The 15,511-nt window shown below is 35.2% G+C and carries 17 protein-coding genes and 1 tRNA gene; 11 read left to right on the top strand and 7 right to left on the bottom strand.

Annotated features, from left to right (window positions below):
• Positions 1-28 precede the first annotated feature (28 nt).
• A tRNA-Met gene (locus tag BBH99_RS21120) sits at positions 29-101 on the top strand.
• 121 nt (positions 102-222) lie between these two features.
• On the opposite strand, the gene BBH99_RS21125 is transcribed toward BBH99_RS21120, so the two are convergent.
• The 4 genes from BBH99_RS21125 to BBH99_RS21140 all read right to left on the bottom strand — a co-directional run bounded on the left by BBH99_RS21125 (position 223) and on the right by BBH99_RS21140 (position 3,222).
• Positions 223-993 (bottom strand): GLPGLI family protein, encoded by a 771-nt coding sequence (locus BBH99_RS21125; RefSeq protein WP_066700352.1) that lies wholly within the window; start codon positions 991-993, stop codon positions 223-225.
• Between the two features lie 248 nt (positions 994-1,241).
• Positions 1,242-2,048 (bottom strand): class I SAM-dependent methyltransferase, encoded by an 807-nt coding sequence (locus tag BBH99_RS21130; protein ID WP_066700353.1) that lies wholly within the window; start codon positions 2,046-2,048, stop codon positions 1,242-1,244.
• A 56-nt stretch (positions 2,049-2,104) separates the two neighbouring features.
• Positions 2,105-2,362, bottom strand: coding sequence for an Ada metal-binding domain-containing protein (locus tag BBH99_RS21135; protein ID WP_066700354.1), 258 nt, complete (start codon positions 2,360-2,362; stop codon positions 2,105-2,107).
• Between the two features lie 146 nt (positions 2,363-2,508).
• A complete protein-coding gene (locus BBH99_RS21140) occupies positions 2,509-3,222 on the bottom strand; it encodes a 2OG-Fe(II) oxygenase (RefSeq protein WP_066700355.1) in 714 nt (237 codons plus the stop codon).
• A 195-nt stretch (positions 3,223-3,417) separates the two neighbouring features.
• Here BBH99_RS21140 and BBH99_RS21145 point away from each other — a divergent pair, with 195 nt between their 5' ends.
• The gene (locus tag BBH99_RS21145; protein ID WP_066700379.1) at positions 3,418-3,864 is read left to right on the top strand and encodes a GNAT family N-acetyltransferase; all 447 of its coding nucleotides are present in this window, start codon (positions 3,418-3,420) and stop codon (positions 3,862-3,864) included.
• Between the two features lie 337 nt (positions 3,865-4,201).
• Here BBH99_RS21145 and BBH99_RS21150 read toward each other — a convergent pair whose 3' ends face one another.
• Positions 4,202-4,783 carry a hypothetical protein gene (locus BBH99_RS21150; RefSeq protein WP_066700356.1) on the bottom strand — a complete coding sequence of 194 codons (582 nt, stop codon included), beginning with the start codon at positions 4,781-4,783 and terminating at the stop codon, positions 4,202-4,204.
• A gap of 421 nt (positions 4,784-5,204) precedes the next feature.
• On the opposite strand from BBH99_RS21150, the gene BBH99_RS21155 reads away from it, so the two are divergent.
• The 4 genes from BBH99_RS21155 to BBH99_RS21170 all read left to right on the top strand — a co-directional run bounded on the left by BBH99_RS21155 (position 5,205) and on the right by BBH99_RS21170 (position 8,978).
• On the top strand, positions 5,205-5,570 hold the full coding sequence (locus tag BBH99_RS21155) for a BlaI/MecI/CopY family transcriptional regulator (protein WP_066700357.1): 366 nt from the start codon (positions 5,205-5,207) through the stop codon (positions 5,568-5,570).
• A 5-nt stretch (positions 5,571-5,575) separates the two neighbouring features.
• Entirely contained in the window at positions 5,576-7,297 is a 1,722-nt protein-coding gene (locus tag BBH99_RS21160; protein ID WP_066700358.1) for a M56 family metallopeptidase, read from the top strand.
• Positions 7,298-7,352: 55 nt separating this feature from the next.
• Positions 7,353-8,258: a GLPGLI family protein gene (locus BBH99_RS21165; protein WP_066700359.1), complete on the top strand. Its 906-nt coding sequence runs from the start codon at positions 7,353-7,355 to the stop codon at positions 8,256-8,258.
• Between the two features lie 153 nt (positions 8,259-8,411).
• Positions 8,412-8,978 carry a sugar O-acetyltransferase gene (locus BBH99_RS21170; protein ID WP_066700360.1) on the top strand — a complete coding sequence of 189 codons (567 nt, stop codon included), beginning with the start codon at positions 8,412-8,414 and terminating at the stop codon, positions 8,976-8,978.
• Positions 8,979-9,035: 57 nt separating this feature from the next.
• Here BBH99_RS21170 and fsa read toward each other — a convergent pair whose 3' ends face one another.
• Positions 9,036-9,689, bottom strand: a complete 654-nt coding sequence (gene fsa, locus BBH99_RS21175; RefSeq protein ID WP_066700362.1) for a fructose-6-phosphate aldolase — start codon at positions 9,687-9,689, stop codon at positions 9,036-9,038.
• A gap of 258 nt (positions 9,690-9,947) precedes the next feature.
• Between fsa and BBH99_RS21180 the strand changes: the two genes are divergently transcribed.
• Complete coding sequence (locus tag BBH99_RS21180; protein ID WP_066700364.1) at positions 9,948-10,436, top strand: YdeI/OmpD-associated family protein; 489 nt, start codon at positions 9,948-9,950, stop codon at positions 10,434-10,436.
• 59 nt (positions 10,437-10,495) lie between these two features.
• Here the strand turns inward: BBH99_RS21180 and BBH99_RS21185 are convergent, their stop codons facing one another.
• Entirely contained in the window at positions 10,496-11,053 is a 558-nt protein-coding gene (locus BBH99_RS21185; RefSeq protein WP_066700367.1) for a tetratricopeptide repeat protein, read from the bottom strand.
• A 183-nt stretch (positions 11,054-11,236) separates the two neighbouring features.
• Between BBH99_RS21185 and pepE the strand changes: the two genes are divergently transcribed.
• The 4 genes from pepE (at position 11,237) to BBH99_RS21205 (ending at position 15,511) form a co-directional block, all read left to right on the top strand.
• Positions 11,237-11,929, top strand: a complete 693-nt coding sequence (pepE, locus tag BBH99_RS21190; protein ID WP_066700372.1) for a dipeptidase PepE — start codon at positions 11,237-11,239, stop codon at positions 11,927-11,929.
• Positions 11,929-12,792, top strand: a complete 864-nt coding sequence (locus BBH99_RS21195; protein WP_066700375.1) for a hypothetical protein — start codon at positions 11,929-11,931, stop codon at positions 12,790-12,792. The genes pepE and BBH99_RS21195 overlap by 1 nt, the downstream gene beginning before the upstream one ends.
• 173 nt (positions 12,793-12,965) lie before the next feature.
• Positions 12,966-14,339 carry a D-alanyl-D-alanine carboxypeptidase/D-alanyl-D-alanine endopeptidase gene (gene dacB / locus BBH99_RS21200; RefSeq protein ID WP_066700377.1) on the top strand — a complete coding sequence of 458 codons (1,374 nt, stop codon included), beginning with the start codon at positions 12,966-12,968 and terminating at the stop codon, positions 14,337-14,339.
• A 5-nt stretch (positions 14,340-14,344) separates the two neighbouring features.
• On the top strand, positions 14,345-15,511 hold the full coding sequence (locus tag BBH99_RS21205) for a sensor histidine kinase (protein ID WP_066700378.1): 1,167 nt from the start codon (positions 14,345-14,347) through the stop codon (positions 15,509-15,511).

Here is a 15,511-nt window from a genome sequence, read left to right on the forward strand (position 1 = left end):
GTTGTCGGTAAACACTCTAAAAATACACCGCGGGATGGAGCAGTAGGTAGCTCGTCGGGCTCATAACCCGAAGGTCATCGGTTCGAGTCCGGTTCCCGCTACTCAACGAGAGAAGTAATTTTATATTGCTTCTCTTTTTTATTTCCTGTTGCTGCCAATAAACCTGAAATTTGTAGAAATTTTACCTAATTAGAGTTTATTTCTGTATTTTCTCATCATTCATTAATCTAAAAATGTGTTGATTTTTTTTATTCTTTCTGTTAACAACTTGGTTTTATCATTTCCGTTCTCATCCACTATTTTTAAATTTCCGTTGTACATCGAAGGATTTTCAGAATAATTTTTTCTTGCCTCAAGAAATTGTTTTTTGGATTTGGCTTTTATATCCCCTCTATAATGTAGCGGTTCTATAATTTCTTCAGACTTCTTAATATCTGTAGCGTAAATTTCTATAGTTTTTGATGCATTGTAAACTTCCAGCACTAAACCTGAGAGTCCTTTAAATCGAAAAGGCCCCTCTGTTATAGGGATATCAGGAGTAAACCATGCAAAAAAAGTATCTCCGGTATCTGTAATAGTTTTTGCCAATCTTGTTTTAAATCCTTTTATGGTTTTCATATCATTTAATATTTCCCATTTTAAGGTTGGTTCTTCAAAGGTGAAAATATACTTTCCAACAGGTAAAGAGGCTGTAAGTGTTTCATTCTCTTTATAGATACTTGCTACTGATTTTGGATATTTTAAGATCGCACCGAATGAAGTACTGATTGTTTGGCTGGAAGTTCCATTATAAAAAGCTTTTGCTTCCCGGCTAAAATAAACTGATTGCTTATTATTACAAAGCAGTGTTGATGTATAAATATCTACTTTATCTTTATTGAGACTGTCGGAAATAATTTTTGTTTCATAATTTATCTCCATAACAGCTTTGTTGTTTTGTGAATATGTCCAAAAAAAGTTTGAGAGAGATAGTAGGTATATGAATTTCGTCATTTCTTAACTTTGAAAAATAGGTTGGAAGGCGTAAATTTTTTTGAATAGCTGTTGTTGTAAGACACAAGGATGATCTCTGATAAAATTGTATACCACTAACATATATTTTTAATCGCCACGAATGCACGAATTATTTTGTTATGCATAGAATTTAATGCTTATTTATTCGTGTATTCGTGGCAAAAAATATAGTGTCTGTTTTTCCAGTCCCAAGAATACTGATGGTATCTTTGAAAATCCGGAAGACATTAATTGTTCTTTTTCGTAGCCACTACAGAATAAACCATGGGAATTTTATCTTCCAAATGGGCTATTCTATATTTTTTAGGCTCAAATTCAACGGTTCCGTTGAAACAGTTGTAAGGAGAGTAATCAAACTCATCAAGGCTGTTAATTTCAAGTCCGCTTTTGATAAGACTGTTCATTACTTCACTTAGCCCGTGGTTCCATGTTACGGTGGATTCAGTAATATCCGCATTTCTGTCCGCATAAGTACCGCTTACCGTTTCTACAATAGCCCCTGAATTAAAGTATCTGTATCCTACGGTTTCGAAATTGTCATCAAACATCCAGACTACAGGATGAAACTCAACAAATACAAATCTTCCGTTGGGTTTTAGAAAATGAGAGACAACTTTTGCCCATTTATCAAGATCCGGTAACCAGCCAATAGTTCCATAACTGGTAAAAACAATATCAAACTGTTTGTTGAGATGATTGGGAAGATCGTAAATATCACTGCAGATAAATTGTGCACTTGAATGGGTATCATGTGCCAGTTGCAGAGCACTCTCAATGGCTTTGTCAGATAAGTCAATACCGGTAACTTCCGCTCCAAGCCTGCTTAAAGAAATGGTATCCTGTCCGAAATGACATTGTAAATGTAAAATTGATTTTCCTTTTAAATCTCCTAATAAATTCAGTTCAATATCATTTAAAGAGGTTTTTCCTTTCAGAAATCCGTCAACGTCATAAAATTCAGAATTGATATGGGCCTCGGTTCTCTTATTCCATGATTTTTTGTTTATCTCTATATAGTTATTCTCTGGATTCATTTTGTCAATTAGTTTTTAAATCAATATGAAGGTTACTAATTTACATAAAATTCCTTTTACTTTAAGATGGGGGGATGCTGGGATTTCCATTGCTGATACTTTTCTCTCATACAATGACCACAGGGACGGTATCCTTTTTGTAAAGCTTCAGGTTCCCCGGTAAAAAAAATCCTGTTTTCCTTTTTCATTCTTTTTCCTGATGTACAGGTAAGTAATCCATATATTTTTAGATTTTTATTGCCACCCAGAAGGATTTCCTGTTTTCGTATTTTACTTTTTAGTTCAGAATCTGAGAGCTGTGAATGTAGGATCATATTTTGGTAAGGAAGCTGGAGGCTGGAAGAGGGAAGCTCTTCAAGCCTGAAATTGAAAGTTGTTTTGTAATCCGTTGAATTAATTTTTGGTTATGGATTCCTGTCTGTCATTACATTCCATTCTTCCATTTCCTTCTTCCGGCTTTTTAATGTTCTGCATCATGGAAAATAATTCCTAAGGCAAAGCGCTTTCCTGTCTTTACTTCACTAACTCCATGTTTCATATTCACTCTATAATATCTTTTTGCCCCTTTTTCAGGTTTGAAATTGGTGGTAAATATGAGAATGTCACCTTTTTTAGGTTTTAAAACAATAGCTTTGGATTGTGCTCTTGGAACTTGTTGGGTAAGAACAAATTCACCTCCTGTGAAATCCTGTCCAGGTTCGCTCAGCATCAAGACGATTTGGATGGGAAAATAAAGCTCTCCATATAAATCCTGATGTAAAGTATTGAAACCACCTTCCTCATATTTTAGAATCAAAGCTGTGGCTTTAAGTTGATTTTTAGAGTGGCATTGCTGTAAAAAAATGTCATGTTCTAATGGGAAAGATCCCTCTATATTCAATGCCTTAAACCATGTATTGGCAATGGGAGCCAGGTACGGATAAATATGGGTACGCAGGGTCTGAAGTAATTCCGGCAGTGGATAATTAAAATATTTATATTCACCCAGGCCGAAACGATGCCGTGCCATAATAACTGTTTTACGATAGAGTTCAGATTGATTGTAACCGGAGGTCAACTGATTACATTCATCATCTGATAGGAAATTGGAAAGAATAGCATATCCATTTTTATGCATAGAGTCTGTAATGGACTGCCAGTCTGTATTTTTAATTCTTTCGGCTAGATCTGTCATTGTTTTATTTTTATTGAACAAAGGTCTGAAGTTGTGGGAAAATATAAAATCCAAAACGTGTGATATTTAGGTTTTGTAGAAGATCTTTAAAACTGATTTTGGCTTTTCTGGACTATCTTGATAACTTAAATCTGGATGATAAATGCAGTCCTGTTTAAAGATACTTTTGCCGTGTTAATCAAAATCAATATAACAATGAACTACACAATTAAAAAAGCAAGTCTTGAGGATCTTAATGAAACAGCAGAATTATTTAATCTTTACCGTATTTTTTACAGACAGGAATCTGATGTAGAAAAGGGAAAAGCATTCCTTAAAGAAAGGTTCCTGAACAGTGAATCTGATATTTTCCTTGCTTATGTTGACGGAAAAGCGGCAGGATTTGTACAGCTTTACAAACTGTTCCATTATACCAAATTGCAAAAGCAATGGTTGCTCAGCGATTTATTTGTACATCCTGATTATAGAGGAAAAGGACTTTCTGTAGGGCTGATTGACCGCAGTAAGCAATGGTGTGAAGAAACAGGAGCTTGTGGATTAATGCTTGAAACTGAGAAAACAAATGAAATTGGCAATACACTGTATCCCAGGTGCGGATTTGAATATGACGGATTGCATAATTACTACCATTGGTGGAAATAGATAAAAATAAAAGCAGGCTGATCTTATAATTTCCTCTGACATTAGTTATTTATACGTAATAATAAGTAGTATTACTTCTACAATTGCTGATACTTAATTCTACAGCGATTCTTTTAGGGGGAGATTACATAATCCTATTTTTGTACAGTTCTTATAGATCAAGGGTAGGACAGTTGGTCTTATAGAGCGATGCAGATTATCTCCGCCTTATATCTACTTTTTCCCAGGTTTTATGATTAGTACCACAAAACTGCTTTGGGCGGGGATTTTTTGCTGCAAAAAAAAAAGAGAACTGCAAAACAGTTCTCTTTTTTATATTGTTAAAGTATAAGTTTTCTTATTGTGCCAATTGAGCATAAGGTGTTAACTTATTGTCGTCACTCATAGTTGCCCCAAGGAATTCTCTTTTTTGGTCTGCTTTCATTCTTCCTGCAGCATCATTCGCATTGAAATAAGCCTCTGTAAGTTTCATTGCAATATCAGCTGGTTTGAAATCGAACTTCGTATCACCTTCCACTCCCAAATATCCATTCTTTCTGGTAAGGTTAGAAATATAGTTGTTATAATTGATGAATGTATTTCTAAGATATTGAGTATGGTATTCCATACATTTCTTAGCTTTCTTGGAAGAATTGTTCAGGATACAGTTTTTCATATTGTTTCTGTATAAAAACCATTCAGATTCTAAGATGCCATATTCTTTTCCTAGTGCAGTTTTTCCGTTGATAACGATATTATTGTCGCCTTCTTTTGTAGAAATGGCCTGAAGATGTTGAATGACTAATGGAACTGTAGCTTCAATTTTAGATTTAGTATCCTTTAAGATGCTAAGATCAGCAGCTGGAGACTTTTTCTTTTGTGCTGTAGTAACGTTAAAAATAAGCAGCAGTAGTACAATCAATAAATTATATCTTTTCATGAGAAATTTTTAAGGCACTAAAATAAATATAATTTCCGGGTTTTAACAAATTCATTTTAATTTTCTTTAATAAAATTTAACAAATCTACAATGTAAAGTCTTCATTATTGTATAAATGATGTTTTTTGGAGGCTTGTAATGATGATTATTTTATAAAATTTCTTAATCACAAATAAAATTACGGTCTATATCTGATGTTTATATTTAAATTTTCAAATTATTGATATTCCTGTTTTATTAAATAAATACTACCTTTAATTGAAAAATATAATATTGATTTACAGGTGTTTATGTGTTTTGTTGGTTCTATCACTAAAAAAATAGTTGTTAGATTCAATTTTATTTCTACATTTGTATAACTAATTTCTTAGTGATATAGCAAAAACAATTTGTATATCATTTTAATGATAAATGAAAGGACATGAAAAACCAGACTTTAACAAAGGCAGAAGAACAGGTAATGCAGTATGTATGGAAATTGGAAAAAGGATTTCTTAAAGATATTCTTGATCTCTTTCCGGAACCAAAGCCACATACCAATACCGTTTCCACTATTTTGAAAGTATTAAAGGATAAGGAATTCGTAGATTATAACGTATACGGAAGACAACATGAGTATTTTCCGTTGGTTACCAAAGAACAGTACTCAGGAAAGACGATGAAGAGCCTTGTGAAAAATTATTTCAAAGGATCCTATAAAAGTGCTGTTTCATTTCTGGTAGAAAAAAATGAAATGACGGTAGAAGACCTTGAAATGCTGCTGGACGAACTTAAAAACAAAGACTAATAACCATGGAGACCCTACTTCTATACTTTGGAAAAGTAATTTTATGTTCAGGTGTAATGTTTCTGTATTATCAGTTGTCTTTAAAAGACAAGACATTCCATCATTATAACAGATTCTATCTTCTGTTGGCAATTGTAATATCACTGTTGCTGCCGCTTATTAAAGTGGATGATTTTACGATAGAGGTTAATAGTGATGTGTATTTGCTGCTTGATAAAATTCAGAATTTTAACACCCCAAAAAACGTAAACAATGGTAACCTTTATTTTAACCTTATTTTTTCAGCTCTGGGACTGGTTTCTCTCTACTTTTTAGGGAAGCTTATCTACGGGATCTTCAAGATTCAGCAGTTTAAGGCACAGTTTCAGAAAGAAAGTTTTGACGGGATCAATTTTTACCGTACAGACTTAACCGAAGCTCCGTTTTCATATTTTAAAAACCTTTTCTGGAAGAATACCATAACCTTGGATTCAGCGGTTGGAAAACAGATTTTAAAACATGAGATGGTACATATTGAACAGAAACATTCATTTGATAAGATTTTTATTGAAGTGGTTACAGCCGTTTTCTGGTTCAATCCGTTCTTTCATATCATTAAAAGAGAAATTAGTTTAATCCATGAATATCTGGCTGATAAAAAAGCCGTAAAGAATTCGGACACCAAAGCATTTGCGCAGATGCTTTTAGCAAGCCACTTTTCCGGAACCCAGTTGCCTGCAGCCAGTCCGTTTCTAAGTTCAAACCTTAAAAAAAGACTTAAAATGTTACAAAAACCAAAAACCAAATTCGGGTATGCGCGTAGAATTCTTGCGTTGCCGGTTTTATTTACCGTAGCTTTTGCTTACCTGGTAAACGCTAAGAACAGAGAAATTGAAGAAACTAACCTTTCTGTTAAAAAAGCACTTACAGAAATTAAAAATGATACTGTAAAAGAAAAAATACAGCAGAAAGAAAAAACTGGACTGCCTGATCCTGAAGATTCCAATAAGCAATTGGCCGAACTTCAGAAAAAGATGAAGGAAAAACAGCAAGAGCTAAGCAAACTGGATCCTGACAGTAAGGCCTTTGAAAAGAAAATGGAAGAAATTGATGATTTGGCTTCAACCATGGCGGAGATTACAGCCGAATCCAGCAAACAGGTAGATGAATATTTTAATTCTCCTGAATGGAAAAAGCAAATGGAGGATCTTGAAAACATGGACCCTCTTGATAAAAAAGAACTCCGAAAAATTGAGAGACAAGCTGCCAAAGCTGCTAAGGAGGCCCAAAAAATAGGGAAGAAAGCGGCTAAATTGGGTGCCGATGCTGCAGAAATCGGAAGAATAGCAGCTGAAAAGGCCAGGATAGAAGTCGAAAAATCAAAAATTGATATAGAAGCAGCAAAAAAAGCAGCTGAGCAGGCTAAAGTAATTGCAGAACAGGCCAGACAGGATGCGGAAATAGCAACAAAAAACATGAGCTTCACAACAATAAATAGTTCTCCTAAAGTAATGGTATTACAGGCAGATTTTATTAAGAAAGATGGAAATGGAAACATCACCATGCAGGGTGTGAAGAAGTATAATATGAAAGGTTGGGATAATATAAAATATTTCATTGATGGAGTTGAAGCTTCTAAAGAACAGGTGCAGGCATTAAAACCTGAAAATATTGCCAGTATGAATGTCATTAAAGAAAATGCGATACGCGGAACGCAGAATGAAATAAGAATTCAGACCAAGAAATAAAGTTTAACCAGGTTTTGCCAATATTGTATTGACAAAGCCTTTTTTATCATCCATTATGAAAAATAAAGTTTTATTTTTTATGTTCCTGGGAATGCTGGTTAATGCACAGACAAACAGGTTTTTCTATGAATATAAATTTATTCCGGATTCTAATAACAAAGAAGATGTAAAGAAGGAAATGATGCTGCTGGATATTGATAAAAACGGATCCAATTATTACAGCCATGATAAATTTGTTGCAGATTCTACTGCCCGTGCTAATATTGAGAAACAACTGAAATCCGGAGGTGGAAGCATCAGTATGAACAGAACTGAAAAACCGGGAATGGTTGCTTATAGAGTGACCAAACAGTATCCTGATTTTAAAACTTATCTTTTCAGAAGTATTTCTATGGATAAATATAAAATTAAGGAAGATAAAAAACCGGAATGGAAAATTTTACCAGATAAACAAAAAATAGGAGAATACAACGTTCAGAAAGCAACTACAAGCTTTGGCGGAAGAGATTGGACGGCTTGGTTTACAGCAGATATTCCTATTCAGGATGGACCTTATATCTTTTATGGACTTCCAGGTCTTATCGTAAAAATAGAAGATGCCACGGGTTCACATAGTATGCAGCTGATCGGTAATAAAAGCTTGAAAACTCAGGAAAAGGAAGAAGAGCTTCAGCTTCCCGGAAATATAAAAATAATGGGATTGGACGGAAAGGATATTGAAGTGACTAAAGATCAGTTTAAAAAAGCATGGAAAGCCTATATAAATGATCCTACAAAAAATGTGAGAGAACTGATGATGAGAAATGGCAGTGAATCTGGAGGAAAAGTAGCTTTTAAAGTGAAAACAGCAGACGGCAAAGAATTCTCAGACCCTAATCAGGTCCTCAAAGAAATGGAAAAGCGAACCAAAGATATGCTTCAAAAAGACAACAATCCGATAGAACCGGATCTGGTGAACTAAAATTATTATTTTCTACTGAACAGGATAACTCGAAAGGTTGTTCTGTTTTTTTTGTTAGGTAATAGGGGTGGTGAATGATGGCTTTATTATAGGAAATATGTCTATTTTTAACGATCTTAAACCTCAAACTTTAAACTAGAAACCATTTATGTTATGACGGAAAAAGAAAAATGTAAGGCCGGACTTTTATATGATGCGAATTATGATCCTGAACTGATTCAGGAACGTACAGCATGCAAAGACCTGTGCTTAGAATATAACGGATTGAAGAATTCTGATACAGAAGGGAGAAGTAAGTTGCTTAAACGTATTTTAGGAAGTACAAAGGAAAACCTATGTATTGAACCCTCTTTCTGGTGTGACTATGGCTATAATATTGAAGTGGGAGAGAATTTTTATGCCAATCATAACCTTGTGATACTGGATTGTGCGGTGGTAAGATTCGGAGATAATGTTTTCATCGGACCCAATTGTAGTTTTTATACCGCTGGGCATCCTCTTGATGTCAAACAGAGAAATGCAGGGTTGGAATATGCCCATCCGATTACAGTGGGCGACAATGTTTGGTTGGGTGGGAATGTAGTGGTTTTACCGGGAGTTACTATTGGAAATAATGCGGTGATAGGAGCGGGAAGTGTAGTAACTAAAGATATTCCGGAAAATGTTGTAGCGGTGGGAAACCCCTGTAAAGTGGTGAAAAATATTGAAGGAAATGAATAAAACAAAATCCCGGAACGAAGTTCCGGGATTTTTATATCTGAAAAAAACAGTCAGAGATTAAGATAATTTCTGAGAATCAGCAATAAACTGAGCCAATCCGCTGTCTGTTAATGGGTGCTTTAATAAGCTCAAGATCGGAGGCAGTGGAGATGTAATCACATCAGCTCCGATTTTAGCACAGTCGATGATGTGCATTGAGTGACGGATGGAAGCCGCTAAGATTTCAGTTTCGAACATATAGTTATCGAAAATTAATCTGATCTCCTGGATCAGGTTTAATCCGTCTGTAGAAATATCATCTAATCTTCCAAGGAATGGAGAAACATAAGTTGCTCCTGCTTTAGCTGCCAAAAGAGCCTGCCCTGGAGAGAAGATCAATGTACAGTTGGTTTTGATTCCCTTATCAGAAAAATATTTTAAAGCTTTGATACCATCCTTAATCATTGGGATTTTTACCACGATATTTGGGTGGATTGCAGCCAATTCGTCTCCTTCTTTAATCATTTCTTCATACGTTGTAGAAAGTACTTCCGCAGAAATATCTCCGTCTACAAGCTCGCAGATCGTTTTATAATGGTTTTTGATCGCTTCAGCTCCCTGAATACCTTCTTTAGCCATTAATGAAGGGTTGGTAGTTACACCATCTAAGATTCCAAGATCTTTAGCTTCCTTGATTTGCTCTAAATTAGCTGTGTCAATAAAAAATTTCATTTTGTTAAATAGATTTATTGATGCAAAGATAAGTCATTTAATTGAGTTCTGGGATATGATTTTTTCAGGGGTGAAGTTGGGCTAGGTGAGTTATAGGGTTTTAGAGTAATAGGGAAGCTGGCATTATAAAAAGTAAGGATAAAGAGGTAAAATTATCAGGCAAAACATAAAAAAACAGCTTCAAATATAATTGTGGTCATTAAAGAATTGCAATTATGTAAAATCTAATAGCTAATTTTGTTTTAATGCTTATAACCAATGAAAGACACCACTTTTACAGCTACATTAGAAATCATAGGAATCAATCCTTTTGTTTTTGTTCCCGAAGATATTCTGGAAGGAATTTTTGAAGCCTCAGGAAGAAATAAAAGCCCGATTCCGGTAAAAGGAACAGTGAATGGGAAGGAGTTTCAGCAAAATCTGATGAAATATCTTGGCGAATGGAGGCTGTACATCAATTTAATCATGCTGAAAAATTCTCCCAAAAGAATTGGTGAAACTATTGAAGTAATGTTGGAATATGATAACTCAGACAGGAGTATTTCTATCCACCCTCAATTAGAAAAAGCCATAAAAGAGAGTACACTGGCAACCAACAATTTTGAAAAGCTGATTCCTTCAAGACGACATGAACTAATCCGTTATATCAATAATCTGAAAACAGAAGCCAGTATCCAGCGTAATATTGAGAAAATTATCAGACATCTGCATGGAGAAACAGATTTCTTTGGAAAGAAGATTGAGTAAAAATGTATGATAAAATAATAAAAACGAACTCCGGAAATTCTTCCGGAGTTTGTTTTTAGTTATGAATTTAAAGCTTTGCTTAATTTTATAGCATCCTGATTGTTAGGGTCGTACTGCAGTGATTTTGCAATATGTTCTTTTGCTTTATTCGGATCAGTTTGCTGTTCCGAGAAGGCAATATAGAAGTAAGCATAGGCCAGATTCTTCTTATTTTGTTCTACCTCCTCAGGTTTTACAGTTGCCACATATTTTTCATAAGCAATCTTTGCATTGGCATCATCTTTAGCTGACTGGTAAGCGTAAGCCTGGCTGTAGTAAGCCGGAGCCCAATCCGGTAATAAAACGGATATTTTTTTCCAGGTTTCAACCGCATTTGTCCAGTCTGATGCTTCCTGATAAGCAGTAGCCAATTTGGCTAAGGATTCTGTATCTTTTGGATTGGCTTCAATTTGTTTTTTAAGACCTTCAATAGTAGGGTTTTGTTGAGTAGCAGCAGTTTGTGTTGCTGTATTGGCAGCACTGTTCGTTTGGTTGGTTTGTGCACTTACAAAACTAGCGCTTCCTACAAGAATTAAACCTGCAAATAGGTTTTTGATGTTAACTTTCGGCATTTTCATAATCTTATATTTTATAATTCGAGTTTCTAAAATTCAATAATAATTCCAGAAAATCTCAAATTTTAGAGGCTTTAAGTTTTTTTAGAAAATATTAACGGGATTCCTATTTTTTTTAGATTAATTTTTGATTCGTTGGTGTTTGAACCTATCTTTGTAAGTCTATTTTTATAATCAAATAATCCTATGAATATTATATTAGCTTCTACTTCTACACTTTTCGGTGGAGAATATCTGGAATATTTAAGAGAAGAATTAATCCAATTATACGCAGGAATTGACGAGATCGTTTTTATTCCTTTTGCAAGACCCGGAGGTATTTCCCATGATGATTATACGGTAAAGGCCCGTTCATTTTTTGAAACCATCAACATCAAAGTAAAAGGACTTCATGAGTTTGAAAATAAAGCTGAAGCTCTAAACCAGGCAAAAGGCTTTTTTACAGGCGGTGGAAATACATTCTTACTGGTGAAAACATTGCACGAAGAAGGATTAATGTCTGTATTGAAAGAAAATGTAACCAGTGGAAAACCATATCTGGGTTGCAGCGCAGGAAGTAATATCGGAGGACAGAATATGAAAACAACGAACGATATGCCAATTGTTTATCCCCCAAGCTTTGACTGTATGGGATTGGTTCCGTTCAACCTAAACCCGCATTATCTTGATCCGAATCCGGATTTAAAACATAATGGAGAAACCAGAGAAACCCGTATCATGGAATTTCTTACCCAAAATGATCTTAAAGTAGTAGGTCTTAGAGAAGGAAACTGGATCAGAAGAATTAATGATACCATTACAGTGGAAGGAAGTGAACTGACCAGAATTTTTGAAAAAGGAAAAGAACCTTACGAAATAGAAGCGGGAAGCTCATTATAATGGAGCGACAAGATATCAATAGCTTTATAGAACGTAATCTGAAAAATTTTTCAGTCAACAGCACCGGTTGGAATGATCTGATTGGAAGAATGCTCTCTGAATTGATTGCTGCAGGCTGGAATATAGAACATGATGTCTTTGGGAAAGAGAAATTTGGGGGACTGAGGTGTTATATTTATTCTGAAGATGAAGAATTGAATGCCAGGCTGAAAAAGATTACTCATAAATATGCCCGACTGTCTGGAAAGACCTGTGAGATTTGTGGTGGTGAGGGCAAATTAAGAATCATTAATTCCTGGGAAACTACCTTATGCATTCATCATTTTATTGATCAGAAACCCATCATGGAAATTGATGAAAAACAGAATATCATTTATGAGAAGAAACCTGTTCTGAACCTGGAGGATATTGTAAAAGCCGAAGTGGAATTCGATTTGAAACAACTGAATCTTTACATAAAAAATTCCATCAATACTGATGAACCTTTCTCTTTTTCAAGTCAGGACCCGAATTATTATCTGCTTTTAAAGGCAGTTCCTCTACATTTATTTACGGAAGATATACAGAACAGAATTTCAGATCTGTTCCAAAATCTGCAGGATTGTGAAATATGTGGACATAAAGCGATATATCATCAATCCTGTTTACGCTGTCATAATGAACCTTGGAGTGCCAGTAAATATCATGAGGAAGAGTATGGAGAAAAACTTGAATATATAAAAGAATGTCAGATGGATATATTCATAGACGAGGACGGCTATGAAGAGTATTTTGAATATGACTGTTCATTTGAAAAAAATCCTGGCCATCAAATTCTTTTCACTCCCACTGAAATTGAGGAATATAAGAAGCTTTTATTTTAACTATATTTGAGTTAGAGTTTTAAATAAAATAATAGGTACAATTTTAAATCACTGTCATTCCGACGAATGAGGGATCTCATTTTTAATGCAGATTCTTCATTTCACTTCCGGACTGCATTTACAGCTATCAGGGAGGATTCGGAATGACAGGTGTAGCATAAAACAACAATGCAATGAAAAAAACACTTGCAGTTCTCACCCTTTCTGTACAGATGGTTTTGGCCCAGAATATAGCCCAGAAATTAGATAAAGCAACCAAAGATCTTATGGATTCTTCAGGGGCAGTAGCTTCTAGCTTATCATTTTATGTATCAGATGAAAACGGTAATTTTATATACGAATATCAGGGAAGTAAAGGACTTTCTACGGCTTCTACCCAGAAAATATTTACAGCCGCTGCTGCCTTAGAAACATTAGGAAAAAATTACACTTATACTACCACTTCAAGTTATTCCGGAAGCATATCCGGTGGAAACCTGAACGGAAATCTTTTCATCAGTTCCAATGGTGATCCTACTTTGGGAAGCTGGAGGTATGAGGCTTACAAACCTGAAAGTTTTAAAAAGAAATTGATAGAAGCCATTAAAAATTCCGGGATCACAAAGATTTCCGGTGATCTGGTGATTGATGATTCTTATTTTGATCATCAAACCATTCCTGGAGGATGGCCGTGGGATGATCTTGGAAATTACTACGGAGCAGGAGTCTGGGGAATTAATTGGAGAGAAAACCAATTTGATATCAATATCAATGGAACAGATTTTAAAAGCTTTTCCTATCCATTGGAAAATGTAAAATGGCTGAATGATCTGAAAGCAGGCGGTAGCTCCGATCAGAGTTTGATCTTCACAGCACCTCATTCCAACGTAGCATTAATTAATGGAATGCTTCCGGGAGGAAAAATGGTAACGGTTTCCGGGTCTACCCCTAATCCGCCTGTACAGCTCGCAGCAGAAGTAAAGCAATGGCTAAAAGAATCAGGGATTGAACTTTCCGGGAAAGCGGTTACCAATTCACAACTTGAATTAGAAGGAAAACAGGCATTGGAAGCTCCTAAAAATAATGTAATTCTAACCTATCAGTCTCCAACATTGGATAAAATAGTGTATTGGTTTCTGAGGAAAAGTGTAAACCTTTATGGGGAAACACTAATTAAGACTTTAGGAAAAGAAAAAAAGGGAAATCCAAGCTTCAAAAGCGGAGTTGCTTATTTAAAGGAATTTTGGAAATCAAAAGGAATTAATCCAAATATGATCAATTTTGCTGATGGAAGCGGACTTTCACCCCAGAATTATGTGGCGGCAAAAGCAGAAGTACAGGCACTTTTATATGCCAAAAAACAATCCTGGTTTGAATCTTATTATGATGGATTCCCTGTTCAGGACAATGGTATGAAAATGAAAAGCGGAACAATGAAGGATACCAAATCTTTTGCAGGATATCATACCTCAAAAGATGGAAAGAAGTATGTGTTTTCAATCATTATCAATAATTACCAGGGAAGCGGAAGCACAGAGCTGCAGAAAATTCTTACTATTTTAAAATAAATAACTTGAGGAAATCTATATTAACCAGGCTGAATAACTGGATTATTTTTGTTGTAATGACTACGTTGGTAATTGCCATTGTAGTATCTTCTACAGCGTTGATTAATTTCCTTAGAAAAGAGGAGATCAAAAGGATCAATCTGCTTTCCAAAGCTATCAGAATCCAACAGGAAGTGAAAACTCCTGATACTGATGTTCTGGATCTGTTACCTGAAATCCTTAATATCAACAATACTATTCCGTTTATTGTGACGGATAAGTATAAAAACCCGATCCTTGATCTGGGATATTATCGGAATATTCCTGAAAGTACCATCAAAAATCCGCAAAAACTCCATAATCTGATCATGAATATGGAGAAAAACTATGACCCAATCGAAATCAAGGTTCCGGATGGGAATAACCAGTTTGTGTATTATGACAACTCACGATTGCTTAATAATCTGAGATATTCACCTTATATCTTAGGATTGTTTATCCTGTTGTATTTCGGATTTAGTTTCTGGTTTTTTAAAACCATTAAAAAGACAGATGAGGGGTATCTTTGGGCAGGTCTGGCTAAAGAAACAGCGCATCAGATTGGAACCCCTTTATCTTCCATGATCGGATGGATGGAAATTATGAAGCTGGAAAATCCGGATTCCGAAGGGGTACATGAGATTGAAAAAGATATTGAAAGGCTGAGAACCATTTCCGAGCGTTTCTCAAAAATAGGTTCTGTTCCGGAGCTGAATGATATGAATTTCAATGAAACGATCCAGGAGAACTATGATTATTTAAAAACAAGAATTTCAAGAAAGGTAGATTTTACCCTTCATCTTCCTGCTTATACTGTGTTGGTTCCGCATAATAAAATTTTGATGAGCTGGGTTATTGAAAACCTGGTAAAAAATGCAGTGGATGCCATGAAAGGAGAAGGTGCTATTGTGATGTCAGTTTTTGAAAGAAATAAAAATATACTGATTGAAGTAAAAGACAATGGGAGCGGAATGACGAGCCAACAGGCCAGAAATGCCTTTAAGCCGGGATATTCTACCAAGAAAAGAGGCTGGGGACTGGGATTGTCATTGGCGCAAAGGGTTATCCACGAATATCACAACGGGGATATTAAAATTTCCCAGACAGAAGTTGGAAAAGGAACTACATTCAGAATAACAATTAAGAAAGTTTAA

The organism is Chryseobacterium contaminans (assembly GCF_001684955.1).
GTDB lineage: Bacteria > Bacteroidota > Bacteroidia > Flavobacteriales > Weeksellaceae > Chryseobacterium > Chryseobacterium contaminans.